14 protein-coding genes and 5 tRNA genes are annotated in these 15,681 nt (G+C 34.7%); 14 read left to right on the top strand and 5 right to left on the bottom strand.

Annotated elements, in window-relative coordinates:
* Nucleotides 1-19: 19 nt before the first annotated feature.
* The 7 genes from ACW9JY_RS08145 to iscB all read left to right on the top strand — a co-directional run bounded on the left by ACW9JY_RS08145 (nt 20) and on the right by iscB (nt 7,114).
* Entirely contained in the window at nt 20-502 is a 483-nt protein-coding gene (locus tag ACW9JY_RS08145) for an OmpH family outer membrane protein (protein WP_103077820.1), read from the top strand.
* A gap of 12 nt (nt 503-514) precedes the next feature.
* Entirely contained in the window at nt 515-1,225 is a 711-nt protein-coding gene (gene lptB / locus ACW9JY_RS08140; protein ID WP_457283975.1) for an LPS export ABC transporter ATP-binding protein, read from the top strand.
* Between the two features lie 5 nt (nt 1,226-1,230).
* Nucleotides 1,231-1,755, top strand: a complete 525-nt coding sequence (locus ACW9JY_RS08135) for a TIGR00725 family protein (RefSeq protein WP_103077821.1) — start codon at nt 1,231-1,233, stop codon at nt 1,753-1,755.
* On the top strand, nt 1,755-3,158 hold the full coding sequence (gltX, locus tag ACW9JY_RS08130) for a glutamate--tRNA ligase (RefSeq protein WP_457283974.1): 1,404 nt from the start codon (nt 1,755-1,757) through the stop codon (nt 3,156-3,158). The genes ACW9JY_RS08135 and gltX overlap by 1 nt, the downstream gene beginning before the upstream one ends.
* Nucleotides 3,159-3,165: 7 nt before the next feature.
* Nucleotides 3,166-4,365, top strand: a complete 1,200-nt coding sequence (coaBC, locus tag ACW9JY_RS08125; protein ID WP_457283973.1) for a bifunctional phosphopantothenoylcysteine decarboxylase/phosphopantothenate--cysteine ligase CoaBC — start codon at nt 3,166-3,168, stop codon at nt 4,363-4,365.
* Nucleotides 4,298-5,539: a L,D-transpeptidase family protein gene (locus ACW9JY_RS08120; RefSeq protein ID WP_457283972.1), complete on the top strand. Its 1,242-nt coding sequence runs from the start codon at nt 4,298-4,300 to the stop codon at nt 5,537-5,539. The genes coaBC and ACW9JY_RS08120 overlap by 68 nt, the downstream gene beginning before the upstream one ends.
* Before the next feature lie 243 nt (nt 5,540-5,782).
* Nucleotides 5,783-7,114, top strand: a complete 1,332-nt coding sequence (gene iscB, locus ACW9JY_RS08115) for an RNA-guided endonuclease IscB (protein WP_457283971.1) — start codon at nt 5,783-5,785, stop codon at nt 7,112-7,114.
* A gap of 115 nt (nt 7,115-7,229) precedes the next feature.
* Here iscB and ACW9JY_RS08110 read toward each other — a convergent pair.
* From ACW9JY_RS08110 to ACW9JY_RS08095, 4 genes are all read right to left on the bottom strand, one after another.
* Nucleotides 7,230-7,304 (bottom strand) — tRNA-His (locus ACW9JY_RS08110).
* Nucleotides 7,305-7,312: 8 nt separating this feature from the next.
* Nucleotides 7,313-7,388 (bottom strand) — tRNA-Arg (locus ACW9JY_RS08105).
* Nucleotides 7,389-7,464 (bottom strand) — tRNA-Gly (locus ACW9JY_RS08100). It lies immediately after the preceding tRNA gene.
* Nucleotides 7,465-7,477: 13 nt separating this feature from the next.
* Nucleotides 7,478-7,553 (bottom strand) — tRNA-Pro (locus ACW9JY_RS08095).
* 214 nt (nt 7,554-7,767) lie between these two features.
* Here ACW9JY_RS08095 and ACW9JY_RS08090 point away from each other — a divergent pair.
* The 7 genes from ACW9JY_RS08090 to ACW9JY_RS08060 all read left to right on the top strand — a co-directional run bounded on the left by ACW9JY_RS08090 (nt 7,768) and on the right by ACW9JY_RS08060 (nt 15,432).
* On the top strand, nt 7,768-8,547 hold the full coding sequence (locus ACW9JY_RS08090) for a DUF4912 domain-containing protein (RefSeq protein ID WP_457283970.1): 780 nt from the start codon (nt 7,768-7,770) through the stop codon (nt 8,545-8,547).
* A gap of 28 nt (nt 8,548-8,575) precedes the next feature.
* A complete protein-coding gene (locus ACW9JY_RS08085; protein WP_457283969.1) occupies nt 8,576-10,168 on the top strand; it encodes a glycoside hydrolase family 57 protein in 1,593 nt (530 codons plus the stop codon).
* 38 nt (nt 10,169-10,206) lie between these two features.
* Nucleotides 10,207-10,782, top strand: a complete 576-nt coding sequence (locus tag ACW9JY_RS08080; protein WP_103065088.1) for a 2-oxoacid:acceptor oxidoreductase family protein — start codon at nt 10,207-10,209, stop codon at nt 10,780-10,782.
* On the top strand, nt 10,775-11,077 hold the full coding sequence (locus ACW9JY_RS08075) for a 4Fe-4S binding protein (protein WP_103065089.1): 303 nt from the start codon (nt 10,775-10,777) through the stop codon (nt 11,075-11,077). Before ACW9JY_RS08080 ends, ACW9JY_RS08075 begins: the two co-directional genes overlap by 8 nt.
* A gap of 26 nt (nt 11,078-11,103) precedes the next feature.
* Entirely contained in the window at nt 11,104-12,273 is a 1,170-nt protein-coding gene (gene porA, locus ACW9JY_RS08070; protein WP_103065090.1) for a pyruvate ferredoxin oxidoreductase, read from the top strand.
* A 13-nt stretch (nt 12,274-12,286) separates the two neighbouring features.
* A complete protein-coding gene (locus ACW9JY_RS08065) occupies nt 12,287-13,267 on the top strand; it encodes a thiamine pyrophosphate-dependent enzyme (RefSeq protein WP_457283979.1) in 981 nt (326 codons plus the stop codon).
* Between the two features lie 149 nt (nt 13,268-13,416).
* Nucleotides 13,417-15,432 carry a peptidylprolyl isomerase gene (locus ACW9JY_RS08060; protein WP_457283968.1) on the top strand — a complete coding sequence of 672 codons (2,016 nt, stop codon included), beginning with the start codon at nt 13,417-13,419 and terminating at the stop codon, nt 15,430-15,432.
* Between the two features lie 40 nt (nt 15,433-15,472).
* Here ACW9JY_RS08060 and ACW9JY_RS08055 read toward each other — a convergent pair.
* A tRNA-Gln gene (locus ACW9JY_RS08055) sits at nt 15,473-15,547 on the bottom strand.
* Between the last annotated feature and the right edge of the window lie 134 nt (nt 15,548-15,681).

Below are 15,681 nucleotides of genomic sequence, written 5' to 3'. Positions count from 1 at the left end.
TTTTATGGAGGTGTATGTTGTGAGCAATACAACAAGAAAAGTTCTTTCTGTGATGGTATTTACCATTTTGTTCGTGGTTATTTCATTTTCTCAAACAGATTCAAATCTCAAAATTGGTTATGTAAACTTTGAAAAGACAGTAGAAAGTTACTACAAATGGAAAGATTTGGAATCCATGTACCAAATCGATCTAAAATATTATCAAGGGAAAATCAATGAAATGGAACAGCAGTTCAAGGATTTACAGAGTTCGGGTGCGACTGAGGAAGTACTGCAACAAAATCTTCAACAATTACAAACTCGTGTAAATCAATATCAACAAGAATTGCAAAATGAGTATCAGCAGAAAATGGCAAACATCGCTTCGGAAGTAACAGTAAAGATAGCTCAGTATGCAAAAGAAAATGGTTACGATTTGATTTTAAATGAAAACGGTGTGGTTTATTACAATCCAGAATTAGATTTAACCGAAAAAATTATTCAGTATTTGAATGAGAATTAAAAATAAATAGTTATGGAAAAGGTTATTGTTGATTGTAGAAACATTAGTAAAACATATGGGAAAAAGATTGTGTTAGCTAATGTTCAATTTCAATCAAAATTCGGCTTAATTACAGGATTACTTGGACCAAATGGTGCAGGGAAAACAACTCTTTTCAAGATAATTTTAGGGTTAGTTGTTCCCAATTCAGGGGATGTTTACCTCGATGGCCAAAATATAACTCATCTTCCTATACACAAAAGAGCGTTGAATGGATTGGCTTATCTGCCTCAAGAACCGTCTGTTTTCAGGAACTTATCTGTTAGAGATAATCTTGAAATGATCGCCGATCTTCTTAAGATTGAAGATGCAGATCAAAAAATTAAGAGTATAATGGAAGAGTTTGGATTGGGTAATTTAATGCACCAAAAGTCTTATTCTTTATCTGGTGGAGAAAAAAGAAAATTAGAATTTGCTAGAACGTTGATAACAAATCCAAAGGTAATCCTTTTGGATGAGCCTTTTGTTGGAATAGATCCCATAACCGTTAAGGATATACAACAAATAATTAGAAAACTTGCGAAAAGTGGGATTTCAATAATTGTTACGGATCACAGTGTCGATGAAATTGCTCAGGTAGTTGATGAACTTTATGTTTTACACAAGGGTGAAGTTATAGCTAAGGGTGTTCCAAAAGAGGTTTTGAATGACGCGAGAGTCAAAGAAAGTTATTTGGGTTGGTGATCGGTTTGAATGTAGGAGTTATCGGATATTCCGGAAACATCTTTAAAGAGCCAATTAAATCTTTAAATTCACTTTGTGATGATGTCGGTAGAATTATAGCAGAGAATAATTGGGTTCTAATGAACGGTGGACGTGATGGAATAATGCAATTAGTTTCAAAGGCTGTAAAAAATAGGGGAGGGCATGTTATTGGTTTTTTACCCTGGGAACAGGAAGGGAACGGTTATTTGGATTTTCCTATAAAAACAGGGTTGGATCTTAATATGCGTTCTTTTGTTTTGTTAAAAAATGTCGATGTGGTTGTAAGTATAGGAGGAGAAATTGGCACAGCTATAGAAATTTTGGGGGCTTATTCTTACAAAAAACCGATATTGTTAATGAAAAATTCAGGCGGATGGACAGATAGAATAACTGAAGTTTTGATAGAGGATAAATTTCTTGATAACAGAAAATTAGTAGAGGTAAAGCAAGTATCGTCTATTGATGAACTGGAAAGAATTTTGAAAGGTATTGAAGAGGTGAAAAACTAATGATCAGAGTAAGATTTGCTCCAAGTCCCACGGGTCATCTACACGTTGGGGGTTTGAGAACAGCCTTGTTTAATTGGTACTTTGCTAAGAAAAATAACGGGAAGTTTATTCTAAGAATTGAAGATACCGATATGGAACGCTCCAAAAAAGAGTACGAAGATGCCATTTTAGAAGAAATGAAATGGGTAGGTTTGGATTACGACGAGGGGATTGATAAACCTGTTGAATATGGGCCATATAGGCAAAGTGAAAGACTAGACATATACAAAGGTTATATAGATCAACTTTTAAATGAAGAAAAAGCTTATTTTTCAGTTACTAAAAGCAATGAAATAATTTTTGAAGGTAATAATCTTCCAGACAAATATAAAAAAAACAATGAGTATTCTGTGGTTGTAAAGTTTAAGGTTAATAATGATCAAAAAATATCTTTTTTGGACGAAATTAGAGGAACTATAGAATTCGATACGTCTCATATAAATGATTTTGTTATTCTAAGATCAAACGGAATTCCGGTTTACAATTTCACGGTTGTGATAGATGATTATCTGATGAAAATAAGTCATGTTATAAGGGGTGAAGATCATATCTCTAATACCCCCAAACAAATTTTGATATATAATGCTTTATCATTTGAACTTCCAAAATTTGCCCATCTGCCTTTGATTTTAGGTGAAGACAAGTCTCCTTTGTCTAAAAGACACGGAGAGGTTTCGATTACTTATTTTAGAAAAGAGGGATATCTTCCTAAAGCTATATTGAATTACTTGAGTTTGTTAGGGTGGAATGCTAACGAACAGATATTTGATTATACGAAAAAATACCAGGAATTTGATCTGAAAAAGGTTTCAAAAAATCCTTCCATTTTTGATTACACTAAACTTCTATGGACAAATGAAGTGCATTTGAGAAACGATCCAATTGAAGAAATACACAAAAGTTTTAATGATTGGGCTAAATATACAAACGTCAAAATAGACAATGAAGATTCTTTTGTAAAAAAAATCATAGAAGTTTCCAGAGCTAAAGTTCAAACATTAAAACAACTTTATGAATTTTCCAAAAATTTTTTTGTTAAAGAATTCCAATACGAAGAAGAATTTATCGAAAAATACATGAAAAAACCTTGGTTTAAAGAAGTAATCGAGATAACGATAAGAAAACTCTCAGAAATTGATGAGTACGACCTTGCAAATGTAGAAAATACTTTAAAAGAAATAGCCGCTCTAAATATCACTGGTAGAAAAAATGTTTTTCAGACAATAAGAGGATCTCTTTTAGGGAGGTTAGTAACTCCTGGGTTGTACGAATCTATAATTATTTTAGGAAAAAATGAAAGTATTAAAAGGTTAAAAAGAGCTTTGGAATTCTCAAATACTTTGGATATTAATCCAAGAAGGTGAATTCTCTGTGTATCCTTACTTAAAAGGGAAAAACATTTTACTCGGTGTAACGAGTGGAATCGCCATTTATAAAGCGGTTGATCTAATTTCTAAGATGAGACAGATTGAATGTAATCCAAAAGTTATCATGACAAAAAATGCTCAAAGATGGATATCCGACCAGATTTTTTCTGCAGTAGGTAACTGTGAGGTTTACTATGAAACTTTCGATGTTAAAAACGGTTGGATACCCCATACAGAGCTTTCTAGATGGGCAGAACTGTTTATCGTCGCCCCTGCGACAGCAAATATAATAGCTAAAATATCACATGGAATTGCCGATGATCTACTTTCTTGTACCGCTTTAGCTTATTCGAAAAATCCTAAACTAATTGTTCCTGCAATGAACGTTAGGATGTATGAAAATCCCGTTAATAAAAGGAATTTAGAAATATTAAAACAAAATGGTTGGTATATAATAGACCCCGGAGAAGGTCACTTAGCAGATGGAGAATTTGGTAAAGGAAGGTATCCAGATAATAGTGAAATATTAGAATACAGTGAATACCTACTTTCCAAAAAGGATTTTATGAATAAGAAAGTTTTAGTTACAGCCGGACCCACGATTGAAAATATTGATCCTGTAAGGTTTTTATCAAACAGATCCAGTGGAAGAATGGGTTACGAATTAGCAAGAGAATTCGCAAACAGAGGAGCTGAGGTTACTTTAATATCTGGACCCACCAACTTAAAACCACCATCTATTATAAAAAAAATCATAAGAATAGAAAGTGCTAAAGAATTAAGAGAAAGAGTATTAGAGCATTTTGAAGATAATGACATAATAGTTATGACAGCTGCAGTAAGCGATGTAAGAATAAAAAATTATTCGGAACAAAAGTTAAAAAAAGATACAATAGTTAATCTAGAAATTGAGAAAAATCCTGATATAATAAAAGAATTAGGAAGGAAAAAAAGAGTTGGTCAAATACTTGTTGGATTCGCTGCGGAAACAGAGAACTTAAAAGAGAATGCCATAAAGAAATTAAAAGAAAAAAAGATTGATATGATAGTTTTAAACGATGTTTCAAGAGAAGATATAGGGTTTGAAAAAGAGGAAAACGAGGTGACCATTTTTACTAGTAAGGAGGAACTTCGACTTGAGAAAAATCACAAAAGGATTATCGCTAATAATATTTGTGACTTTATTTTCAGTACTTTTTTCTGAAAATTATTTTCGTTTGTATCCCGTTGAATATGATCAAACTCAAAATATTGTGAAAATTAATTTAGAAAGTTATATAAATACTACGCAAAAACCAAATGTATACATATATGATGGGGGAGATAGAAAGAAATTAACCTTGTATGAAAAAGAAAACGGTGATTTCTCCTTTTATGTTAATTTAAATGCTTTTAAAGGCGATTATTATTCATTCTTAGTAACCTCTACAGATAAAGTAGGGAAAAATGTTTCACAGTTTTTTGCAAATTTTTTGGAAAAATCCTTATTCGCTCCAAATATAGAAGTTGAAATAACCACCTCTGTCGTGGAAAATGGTTATCAATATTATTTGGATTATTACCCAGAAGAAGATTTGGAATTAGTAAAAGTACAGGTGGGGGATACCGTTTTTGAAGGTACAGATGAGTTCTTAAGGCTGCTGGGTAACTTTGAAGATGGGTTTTATGACTCTGTTTTTACTTTTAGAAATAGATATGGAATACTTTTTGAACGAAAAGTCACCTTTTTGAAATTGGCAAATGTTGTAGCTACCGAGAACGTTTTAAAACCAAAGCAAAGACATGAAGTATATGGTTACCATATCGTGCAAAAAGGTGAGAGTTTATATAAAATTGCTGAAAAATACAAAGTTCTTCCTGGAGATTTGGTCAACATGAACGATCTAAAAGATCCTTCTTTGATATATCCTGGACAAGCTTTAAAGATAGGACAAGTTAAATATGAAGAAAGTCCTTTACGCTTAGAAATAAACCTTTCGCAAAATAAGATGCACCTGTATTTTCATGATCAGTTGTTAAAAACTTATATCGTTGCGGTTGGTATGAGTGATTATACACCGCCCGGTTACTATCGAATTTCATACAAAGAGAAAGACCCTGCATTGTATTGGTACGATGAATATATACCACCCGGATCTCTAATGAATGGAATGGGAACAAGATGGATACAACTCTCAAACCCTCAATATGGGATTCATGGTACAACAAAACCATGGGAAATAGGCAAAAGGATATCTCACGGATGTATAAGAATGTTCAACTTTGATGTGGAAGTTATAGATTTTTTGGCATCTTTAGGGACCGAGGTTTATGTGTACAATGGAGGAAGTCAACTCTCCACCGTCGAAAGACGGGAGCTTGTGACAAACAAGCCCTAGTTGATTAGCCTCAGCCACCAGCAATCGGCTATTACTAGCGAATGTTGAAGGGGCTACGTTATATCGGAATGGTGTAAACTAAATAGGCACTCTGGAATGCTCCACAAGTTCCAGACCCTGCGGTCAGTGATTAAACATCTCTGAGGGGTAGGAGAAGTGTTGCTGGCGACAAACCCGATATAACATTGGCGATGTGGACCTACCAGACGAAAGTCTGTATTATTTCCGAAAGGAGATTCAAAAATGGTATACGTTATTGCTAAAGATGGTACTCCTCTAATGCCTACTAATAGACGTGGAAAAGTTAGACATTTACTTAGAGAAGGTAAAGCAAAAGTAGTTAGAAACAAACCGTTCACTATACAACTTACTTATGACACAACGCATTACACTCAACCTATAACGCTTGGTGTAGATAGCGGTCACAAACATATAGGTTTTTCTGCTGTAACAGAAAAAGAAGAAGTATTATCAGGTGAAGTTGAACTTAGGGATGATGTAAGTGAGCTTATCAAAGAAAAGGGTATGTATCGTAGAATCAGAAGAAATGGGTTAAGGTACAGAGAACCTCGTTTCGATAACAGAGTATCTTCTAGGAAGGGAACACCCCAAAAGGGGTTCAAGGAAAGTTGGTTAGCGCCATCGATTAAACATAAATTAGATACTCATATTCGATTTATAGAATTCATTAAGAAGATACTTCCTATAACAGATATAATAATCGAAGTAGCTAAATTCGATACTCAAAAGATTAAAAATCCTAACATAGAAGGTATAGAGTACCAACAAGGTGAGCAACAAAACTTTTACAATCTTCGTGAGTATATATTACACAGAGACAATTACACTTGTCAATTATGTGGTAAGACTAACGTCCCACTTGAAGTACATCACATAGGTTTTTGGAAAGGCGATAGAAGTAATAGACCAAGTAATTTAATTACGCTTTGTACTAAATGCCATGATCCTAAAAACCACTTAAAAGGTGGCAAACTTTACGGTATGAAACCTGTACAAAAACCATTAAAAGAAGCTACATTTATGTCTACTGTTAGGTGGAAGTTAGTTAACATACTTGATTGTAAACATACATACGGTTATATAACCAAGTTAAAAAGAATAGCCCTTAACCTTGACAAGACTCATTACAATGACGCTTTCTGTATTGCAGGTGGAACTAATCAAAGAAGAATAGAACCTATATACTTTGAACAAATCAGAAGAAATAATCGTTCGTTAGAAAAGTTTTATGACACAAAATATATAGATACAAGAGATGGTTTGACTAAGAAAGGGCAAGAACTATTTAACGGTAGAAGAACCCGAAACAAAAATTACAATACACAGAACCTTAGAAAGTTTAGAGGGCAGAAAATATCCAAAGGTAGAAGAAGTATTCGTACTCAAAGGTATTCCTATCAACCAAAGGATATAGTAATATACGAAGGTAGAAAGTATACTGTGAAAGGTATACAAAACAAGGGAAGTTATATTAAACTTGCAGAGCTTTCAAAACCAGTTAAGACTGAAACTGTTAAGCCTTATATGTTTAGAAAGGGGTTATATGTAGTATGAATAATAAAAACAGCTTTCATCTCTGATAAGACGGCCTCACGGCAGATAAGGAAGTTGGAGAGTGTTCTCACTGAATTTTCATAAAAAAGAATCCTAAAATTAGGATTCTTATGGCTGGGGTGGCTGGTGGGATTTGAACCCACGACATCCTGAGTCACAGTCAGGCGTTCTTCCACTGAACTACAGCCACCAAAAGTTTGGTGCGCCTGGGGGGACTCGAACCCTCAACCCTTGGATTAGAAATCCAATGCTCTATCCGTTGAGCTACAGGCGCTGGAGCGGCCGACGGGAGTCGAACCCGCAACCCTTGGCTTGGAAGGCCAATACTCTACCAATTGAGCTACGGCCGCATTGAATCGTTAATGGTCGGAGCGACTGGGCTTGAACCAGCGACCTCCGGTGCCCAAGACCGGCGCGCTCCCAACTGCGCTACGCTCCGCTGTCTTACTTTTCAAAATATATAATATCACAAGGAATCTCTTTTGTCAATATTTAATTCTCTATTGTCAAATTATTTAATTTTCTTATGATACAATTATGTAGGGAATTGAATGTTAAAAATAAATTCGTTAGAAGGCAGGTTGTGGGTCGAAGGGACGCTATATATAAAGTTTTAGAGTTTCTAAAGTGTCTATAGGTTTGGGAGGTGCTTCATGGAAGTAAAGGAATTGGATAAAAGATTATTAGATACTTTTAAGGTTGATGAGCCTACAATACAGGAATTGAGGAATATTGCAAAAAATTTAGGTATTAAATTAAAACGAAATATGAATAAAAAAGAGATTTTAAGGGCAGTTAGAAAAGAGATTAAAAGGATAGAAGAATCTTCAAACCAAAGAGTTGAGAAAGTCTCGGATTATACAAAATTAGCAAAAAATCTACAAAATCTACAAAAGCTCCCAAAATCAAATGAATCAAAAGAGCTTCCTCAAAAGTATGAAAGGGAAAAACTTAAATTAATGCCTGTCAATCCTAACTGGGTATATGTTTACTGGAACTTTTCTGAAAAAAGTAGAAAAAAACTAAAAAAATTAACAAAAAATTCTAATATTGCTATAAGGATCATAAAAAAATCAACAGAGGATCTAGGAGCAGAAAAAAAGGTTATTGAAACAGATTTAAAATTAGACCAAAACGGCAATACTTATTTCCACCTCCCACAAGATAATTCCACCTATATTGCTTTCCTTGGAGTAAAAGATAAAAAAGGTGAGTTTACTCCTTTTATAGAATCAAATGAAATTACAACGCCTTCTTCATCCATGAAAAGTTCAGATAAAGAAGAATGGTTTTTGATAGAAGATGGAAAAATCATCAAAGAAGATAAAAAAGAAGAACCTGGGCTTTGGAATATTGAAAAACACTCGGTGAGTAGCGAAACAATATTTACAAACAAAAGAAAATTCAGTGATACCAATTTTGGAAGTGATTGAAATTATTAGGAGTAAAAAAGGAAAAATTTTGCTCTTATTGCATGCTCATCTGCCTTATATTCACCATCCAGACTTTGAAAATTTTATGGAAGAAAGATGGCTTTTTGAGGCTTTAACTGAGACATATATTCCTTTAATAAAAATTTTTAAATCTTTAGAAAAAGATAATGTTCCATTTAAGCTTACAATAAGCCTCTCTCCAGCGTTGATAGAGATGTTTAGTTTAAATGATTTAAAAGAAAAATATCACAAATATTTATTAAATTTGATAGAATTAACCGAAAAAGAGATAATTAGGACAAAAGATGAAGATCCTAGGACGCACCGACTAGCCCAACATTATAGGCAAGAGTTAATAGAAGATTTAGATATTTTTTCTGAAGAATATAATCAAGATATAATAAAAGCTTTCAAGGAATTTAAAGATAAAGGTTACATTGAAGTGATAACATCTAATGGCACTCATGGATATCTACCTTTTTATCGGGAATATCCGGAGGCTATTAGGGCTCAAATAAAATCTGCCGTGTTAACTTTCAAAAAATATTTTGGTAAGCATCCTAAAGGGATGTGGTTGGCAGAATGTGCTTATTTTAAAGGGCTTGACAAATATTTATCAGACGAAGATATACGATACTTTTTCGTTGATACACACGGTTTTACTTATGCAGACAGTAAGCCGAGGTATGGTGTATATAGACCTATCATCACCCCAAATAAAGTTTTTGTTTTTGCCAGAGATCCTGAATCGAGTGAGCAGATATGGAGTTCTGAAGTTGGTTATCCTGGCGATCCAAGATATCGAGAATTTTACAGAGATATTGGTTTTGATAGAGAAGAAGATTACATTAAGCCATACATAGATCCAAGTGGAACAAGGTGTAATACAGGAATAAAATATCATCGTATTACCAATAAATTATTATCCTTGGACAAAAAAGAAATATACGATCTTAGAGAAGCCAGAAACGCTGTAAAAGAGCATGTCAGAGATTTTTTATGTAAGAAAACTTCGCAAATCAAGAAATTATCGGCAATTTTAGATGAAGAAGAACCAATAATTGTAGCTCCCTTTGATGCTGAACTATTTGGCCATTGGTGGTATGAAGGTCCGAAATTTTTGGAAGAGCTTTTTAGGCAATCTTGCGAAAGTGAATATTTAGATTTTTCTGTACCTACTGAGGTTTTACAAGCGATTAAAAAAGTTCAAGTAACTTATCCCGGCGAATCATCTTGGGGCGCGGGCGGATACCATGATGTTTGGCTTAATGGGAAAAACGATTGGATTTATAAGCATATTCACGAGATAACTGAAAGAATGATAGAAAAAGCCAATACTTTTAAGTGTCCTTCAAATTTACAAAAAAGGGTTTTGAATCAGATGATGAGAGAGGTTCTTCTTGTACAAGCTAGTGATTGGCCTTTTATTATGACTACCGGTACCACAATAGAATATGCAAAAAATCGGGTTAAGTGCCATATTAACAGATTTTTGGATCTGGAGAAAATGTTAGAAAAACAAGAAATTAACGATAAAAGGCTCTCATTTTATGAATGGATAGATAATATTTTTAGAAATATTGATTACACAATATTTTCGAGTGACTATAGAACAAACTAATTTATTTAAAATCATTACATGAAGGGAGGATAAGAACCTTGCCAGAAAAATACTTTGAGATAAGATGGCATGCAAGAGCAGGACAAGGAGCAAAAAGTGCTTCTCAATTTTTAGCGGAAGCTGCAGAAGAATCAGGAAAATTTTCGAGTTCATTTCCAGAATATGGAGCGGAAAGATCCGGTGCTCCAATGAAAGCTTTTAACAGGGTTGCGGATGTGCCTATAAGAATTAAAAGTAACATAGAGACCCCCGATGTGGTAGTTGTCATAGACGATACACTTTTAAAAAACCCTGAAGTAACATCTGGGTTGGCTGAGGACAAATTGTTGTTGGTCAACACAACTAGAAGCATAGAAGAGGTCAGAAATTTAACGGGGTATAAAGGAAGAATCGGTGTAATACCTGCGACGAACATAGCATTGGAAGAAATAAAAAGAGGTATACCTAACACCGTTATGATAGGAGCTTTGATAAGAGCTACCGATATAGTACCTTTAGATGCTGTTAAAGAAAAAATCAAGGCTGCTTTCTCCAAAAAGTTCTCCGATGAAGTGGTAAAAGCCAATATTAGAGCACTAGAGAGAGGTTACCAGGAGGTGAAACTTAGTGAGTGAGCTGAAAGGATGGAAAGATATCCCTATTGGTGGTGTAATTGATAAACCTGCCACCGCAAGGGAGTACAAAACCGGTGAATGGAGGATTCAAAGACCAATAATAGATAGAGAAAAATGCACTAACTGTATGCAATGTTGGCTTTATTGTCCAGATATGGCCATAGGTGGTGGGCTTGATGGTAAAAAGATGAAATTGGGAGAAGTGAATCTGGACTATTGTAAAGGCTGCGGTGTTTGTGCCGCTGTATGCCCAGTTAACGCAATAGAAATGAAACCCGAATCAGAATTTATTTAAAAACAATGTGAAGGAGGTTAAAATATATGCCCGTAAAACTAACGGTTACTGGAGCTGCTGCTGTTGCACATGCTATGAGGCAGATCAATCCTGATGTGGTAGCAGCTTACCCAATAACACCTCAAACACCGATTGTTGAATATTATGCAGGATTTGTATCAGATGGCATCGTAGATACTGTAATGGTTCCTGTAGAATCCGAGCACTCAGCAATGAGTGCAGTAGTAGGTTCGGCGGCATCTGGTGCTAGAACTATGACAGCCACTGCTGCAAATGGGTTAGCATTAATGGCAGAAATAGTATATATAGCAGCTTCTTATAGACTTCCAATAGTAATGCCTATTGTAAATAGGGCATTATCCGGACCTATTAATATACACTGTGATCATTCTGATGCCATGATGGTAAGAGATTCTGGATGGATCCAATTCTTTACTGAAAACCATCAAGAAGCCTATGATTTTACAATAATGGCTACCAAATTGGCGGAAAAAGAGAATGTATTGTTACCTGTGATGGTGAATTTAGATGGTTTCATTACTTCTCATGGAGTGGAAAGCTTCGAGATGCTAGATGACGAAGTTGTAAAAGAGTTTGTAGGAAGCTGGAATCCCAAATACTCTCTTTTAAACACAAAAAATCCTGTTACTTATGGTCCATTGGATCTTTTTGATTATTACTTCGAGCATCATCGTCAACAAGAGGAAGCTATGAAAAATGCTTACAAAGAGCTTCCTGGAGTTTTTGAGGAATTCGAAAAGATATCTGGAAGAAGATACGATTTTCTCGATTTGTACAAAGTAGATGATGCTGATTATATAATGATCGTTATGAATTCTACTGCATCTACAGCAAAATATGTTGTAGATCAACTTAGAGAAGAAGGACAGAAAGTTGGATTGGTGAAACCTCAAGTCTTTACTCCTTTTCCTAAGAAAGAGTTTCAGCAAGTTTTAAATGGAAGAAAGGGTGTAGTTGTTTTAGATAGAGCAATGTCTTTTGGGAAAGAAGCCCCCTTGTATTCCTTAGTAAAATCTTCTTTGTATGAGGTTGCTTCTCGACCCTCTTTAGGTTCTTATGTTTATGGTTTAGGAGGAAGAGACACAACCCCTGAAATGATAAGAGAAGCATTTGAAGATGCTCTTCAAGGTAATCTTATAGCTGATGAACAAAGATACTTGGGTTTAAGAGAATAATCGGAGGTGAATAATTGTGCCTAATATTAGAGATATAGTAGGATACGTTGAAACACATGATTGGGGTTTTACACAAGGCCATAGATTGTGTCCGGGTTGTAATGCTCCGATGGTTGCAAATTGGGCTACTTTGGCTGCAAAAAGTATGGGTTATGAACCTGTAGTGGCAGCTGCCACAGGTTGTCTGGAAGTTTCTTCCACAATATACCCATTTACTTCTTGGAATGTACCTTATATACACAACGCCTTTGAAAATGTTGCCGCAACAATATCCGGGGCAGAAGCTGCTTATAGATCCCTTCTAAACAGAGGAAAAATAAACAACGATAAGATAAAATTTATCGCATTTGCTGGTGATGGTGGCACTTACGATATAGGCTTACAAGCATTATCTGGAGCAATAGAAAGAGGACACGATTTTGTTTACATTTTGTATGATAACGAAGGATACATGAACACAGGTAACCAAAGATCTGGATCTACCCCTCCAGGTGCCGATTCAACCACTGCTCCAGTCGGTAAAGCTATATCAGGGAAGTTACAGTTGAAAAAGAGTATAGTTGATATAGTAGCCGGTCATGAAGGTGTTTATGCTGCAACAGCAGCAACTTCTGAACCTTGGGATTTCATGAGAAAAATGCAAGCTGCATTAGAGTTCAAAGGGCCTTCCTTCATTGCTATGCTGGCACCATGTGTAAGATTTTGGAGAATTCCTGACGATTCAGGTCCAGAAGTAACGAAGTTAGCTATTGAAACTAAGTATTGGCCATTATGGGAATACAATATGGGTGTTTACAAAGTTACCAAGAAGCCTAAAACATTCAAACCAATAAAAGATTACGTAGCAAAATTAGGTAGATACAGCAAACTTATGAAAAGGCCAGATGCTAACGAAATACTGGAAGAACTACAAAATTATGTTGATGCTAAATGGGATAGATTGTTGGCTTTGGAGGAAATTTCTAAAGATAAACCTATTAGAACAAAAATATAGAGACTTTAAAGGGGATATTAATTTATCCCCTTTTTTAAATAATAAAAGATTAAACATTGAGCAAATCCAAAAAATGTGGTAAAATTAGAATCAAAGTCATTTCATTTTTAAAGATAGTAAAATTTTAAGCAATTAGGAGGCATTAGTGGATGAATAATTGGTTTAAAAAGCATGAAAGACTGATCACTATAATAGTTATAGCAGGTTTTTTAGCAGGTATAGTTTGGTGGTCTGTGGCAACTTATGTATCATCTCGGACCCCTGTGACCACTTCACAAAATGGAAACACCCTGAGGAAAGAAGACTCTGTTTTAGTTATCACTAAAGAAGGCAAAGAATTGGATTATCCTTATTGGATTATGAAGAATGAAGTAGATAACATAACTCAGCAGCAAGCGCAGATCTATCAACAGTATTACGGTCAACAGTTGGATCCGGTTTTTGATTATTTAACGCTTGATAATCAAGTGGTAGATTTACTTTTTGACGAAAAAATTGTAAGATATTACGCTGAACAAAACGATCTTTTGCCTTCCGATGAAGAAGTGAATAATCAGATAAATGCATTGGTTGATCAATATATATCTCAGTACAAATCTGATGAATCAAATTGGAATAATATGCTTCAGTACTACGGTAGTGAACAAAATATTCGAAACATCTTAATTTCGGGTTTACAACAAACAGTGGAGACCGATTTGATAAATACTGCAGTTAAAGACGCAGTGGCACCAATTTCCAGAGAAGAAGCTTTAGCTTATATCGAACAAAACTTTGAAAGTATAAAGAATGATTATGAAGAAGTTAGAGTACAGCATATACTTTTTTCAGATGAGGCAACCGCCAATAGCATCAAGGAAAAGATTGAAACAGGTGAGATAACCTTTGAAGATGCCGCTTCTTTGTATTCAAAGGATACTTCTAATGCTACTTCTAATGCTACTAATTCTGGAGAGATTGGATGGATAAAACACGGGCAGTATGAAAAAAGTTTTGAAGATGCAGCTTTTAATGGACAAGTTGGTGAAATTATTGGACCTGTACAAACGTCGGAGGGTTTCCATTTGATAAGAGTACTTGATAAGAAAATATTTGAAAAATCCGAAGATATATTTTTGTATGATGATGTATATGCTGAAGTAGAAAGCACAGTTCAAGGTCAAAAGTATGATAATTGGTTGTCTAATTATAAAGAAAGTGAAAACTTTGGAAGGAATTATTACGATACAAAATTGATGTATATGTACGAGTTAACGAAAGCGGGTACAGATGTAGAAAGATTAGAAGAATTAGCGAAAGAACTAGAAAGTATTGTATTCGAAGGTAATGAAATTTCAATGGAAGTTGATTCTGATTATTTGGCTATATATACAATGGTTGTAAGTCAGTTAATGGGTTTATACAGTGATCAAACTACTTCCATAAATCAATATCTTAGTCTATCTGAATTTGTGGATCCAGCTATTGTTTCACTAGGTTTGGATGCTATAAATAACAAACTCGAAGAATTGAACGCTCAATCAACTACGGATAAAAGTACTTCTTTATCGAGTGAAATATCGAAATATCAAGATGCTAAAAGTTATTTGAGTTCCAAAGAATCCCTTGAGGCTTTGGGAGTACGTACTACAGAAGATGCAAGCGTTATGAGAGCAGAATTACAAACTAAATCACAAGATTACACTGAAAAGTTAAAAAAGGTATTAGCCGATCTTTACGCGCAGTATCCTACTTCTAAAACAATTGTTCAACTTTATTATCAATTGAACCCTCAAGATCCAGAAGTAAAAGTTAGCTATTCGAAGATACAGTTGGATCAGTTAAAACAATACGCCTCGTATTTAGGATCCCAATATTTATTTTCACTATTTCAACAACAGATCACTGAAATCTTGGTAAATGTTCAAACAGTTGTAGATTCTACCCAGGCAGCAACCGATACTAAATTAGAAGCATTAGATGTTGGATTAGATTTAACTGATTTGTTAGGGTTAAAGGAAATTAAATTGTCTTATTTGGAAACAATAAAAGAGATTGATCCCAACTATTATACTAATATTGATAGTATGATAGAAAGTGTACAAAAAGAAATAGAAGAAGCTAATAATACCTCTAATAATTCTACAGATACATCTCAAGTTGCAACTCCGTCGAATATCCAATGATAGAAACGTAATAAAAAAGGGAGGTATAACCTCCCTTTTTTGGCTGGGACGGTAGGATTCGAACCTACGAATAACGGAGTCAAAGTCCGTCGCCTTGCCGCTTGGCTACGTCCCATTAACTAAGTCCACAAAAATCATTATAACATATCAACATTATTTTGTCAATACAGCCGGGCTGTATAATAAAAATGGTTGATGAGATACTTGACAAAAGGGATAAAAAAAGATATCACTCCTCATAGAACAAAA

The organism is Petrotoga sp. DB-2, assembly GCF_054051725.1.
Note: the sequence above shows the minus strand (reverse complement) of the source record. Positions and strands in the feature narration are given on the sequence as shown.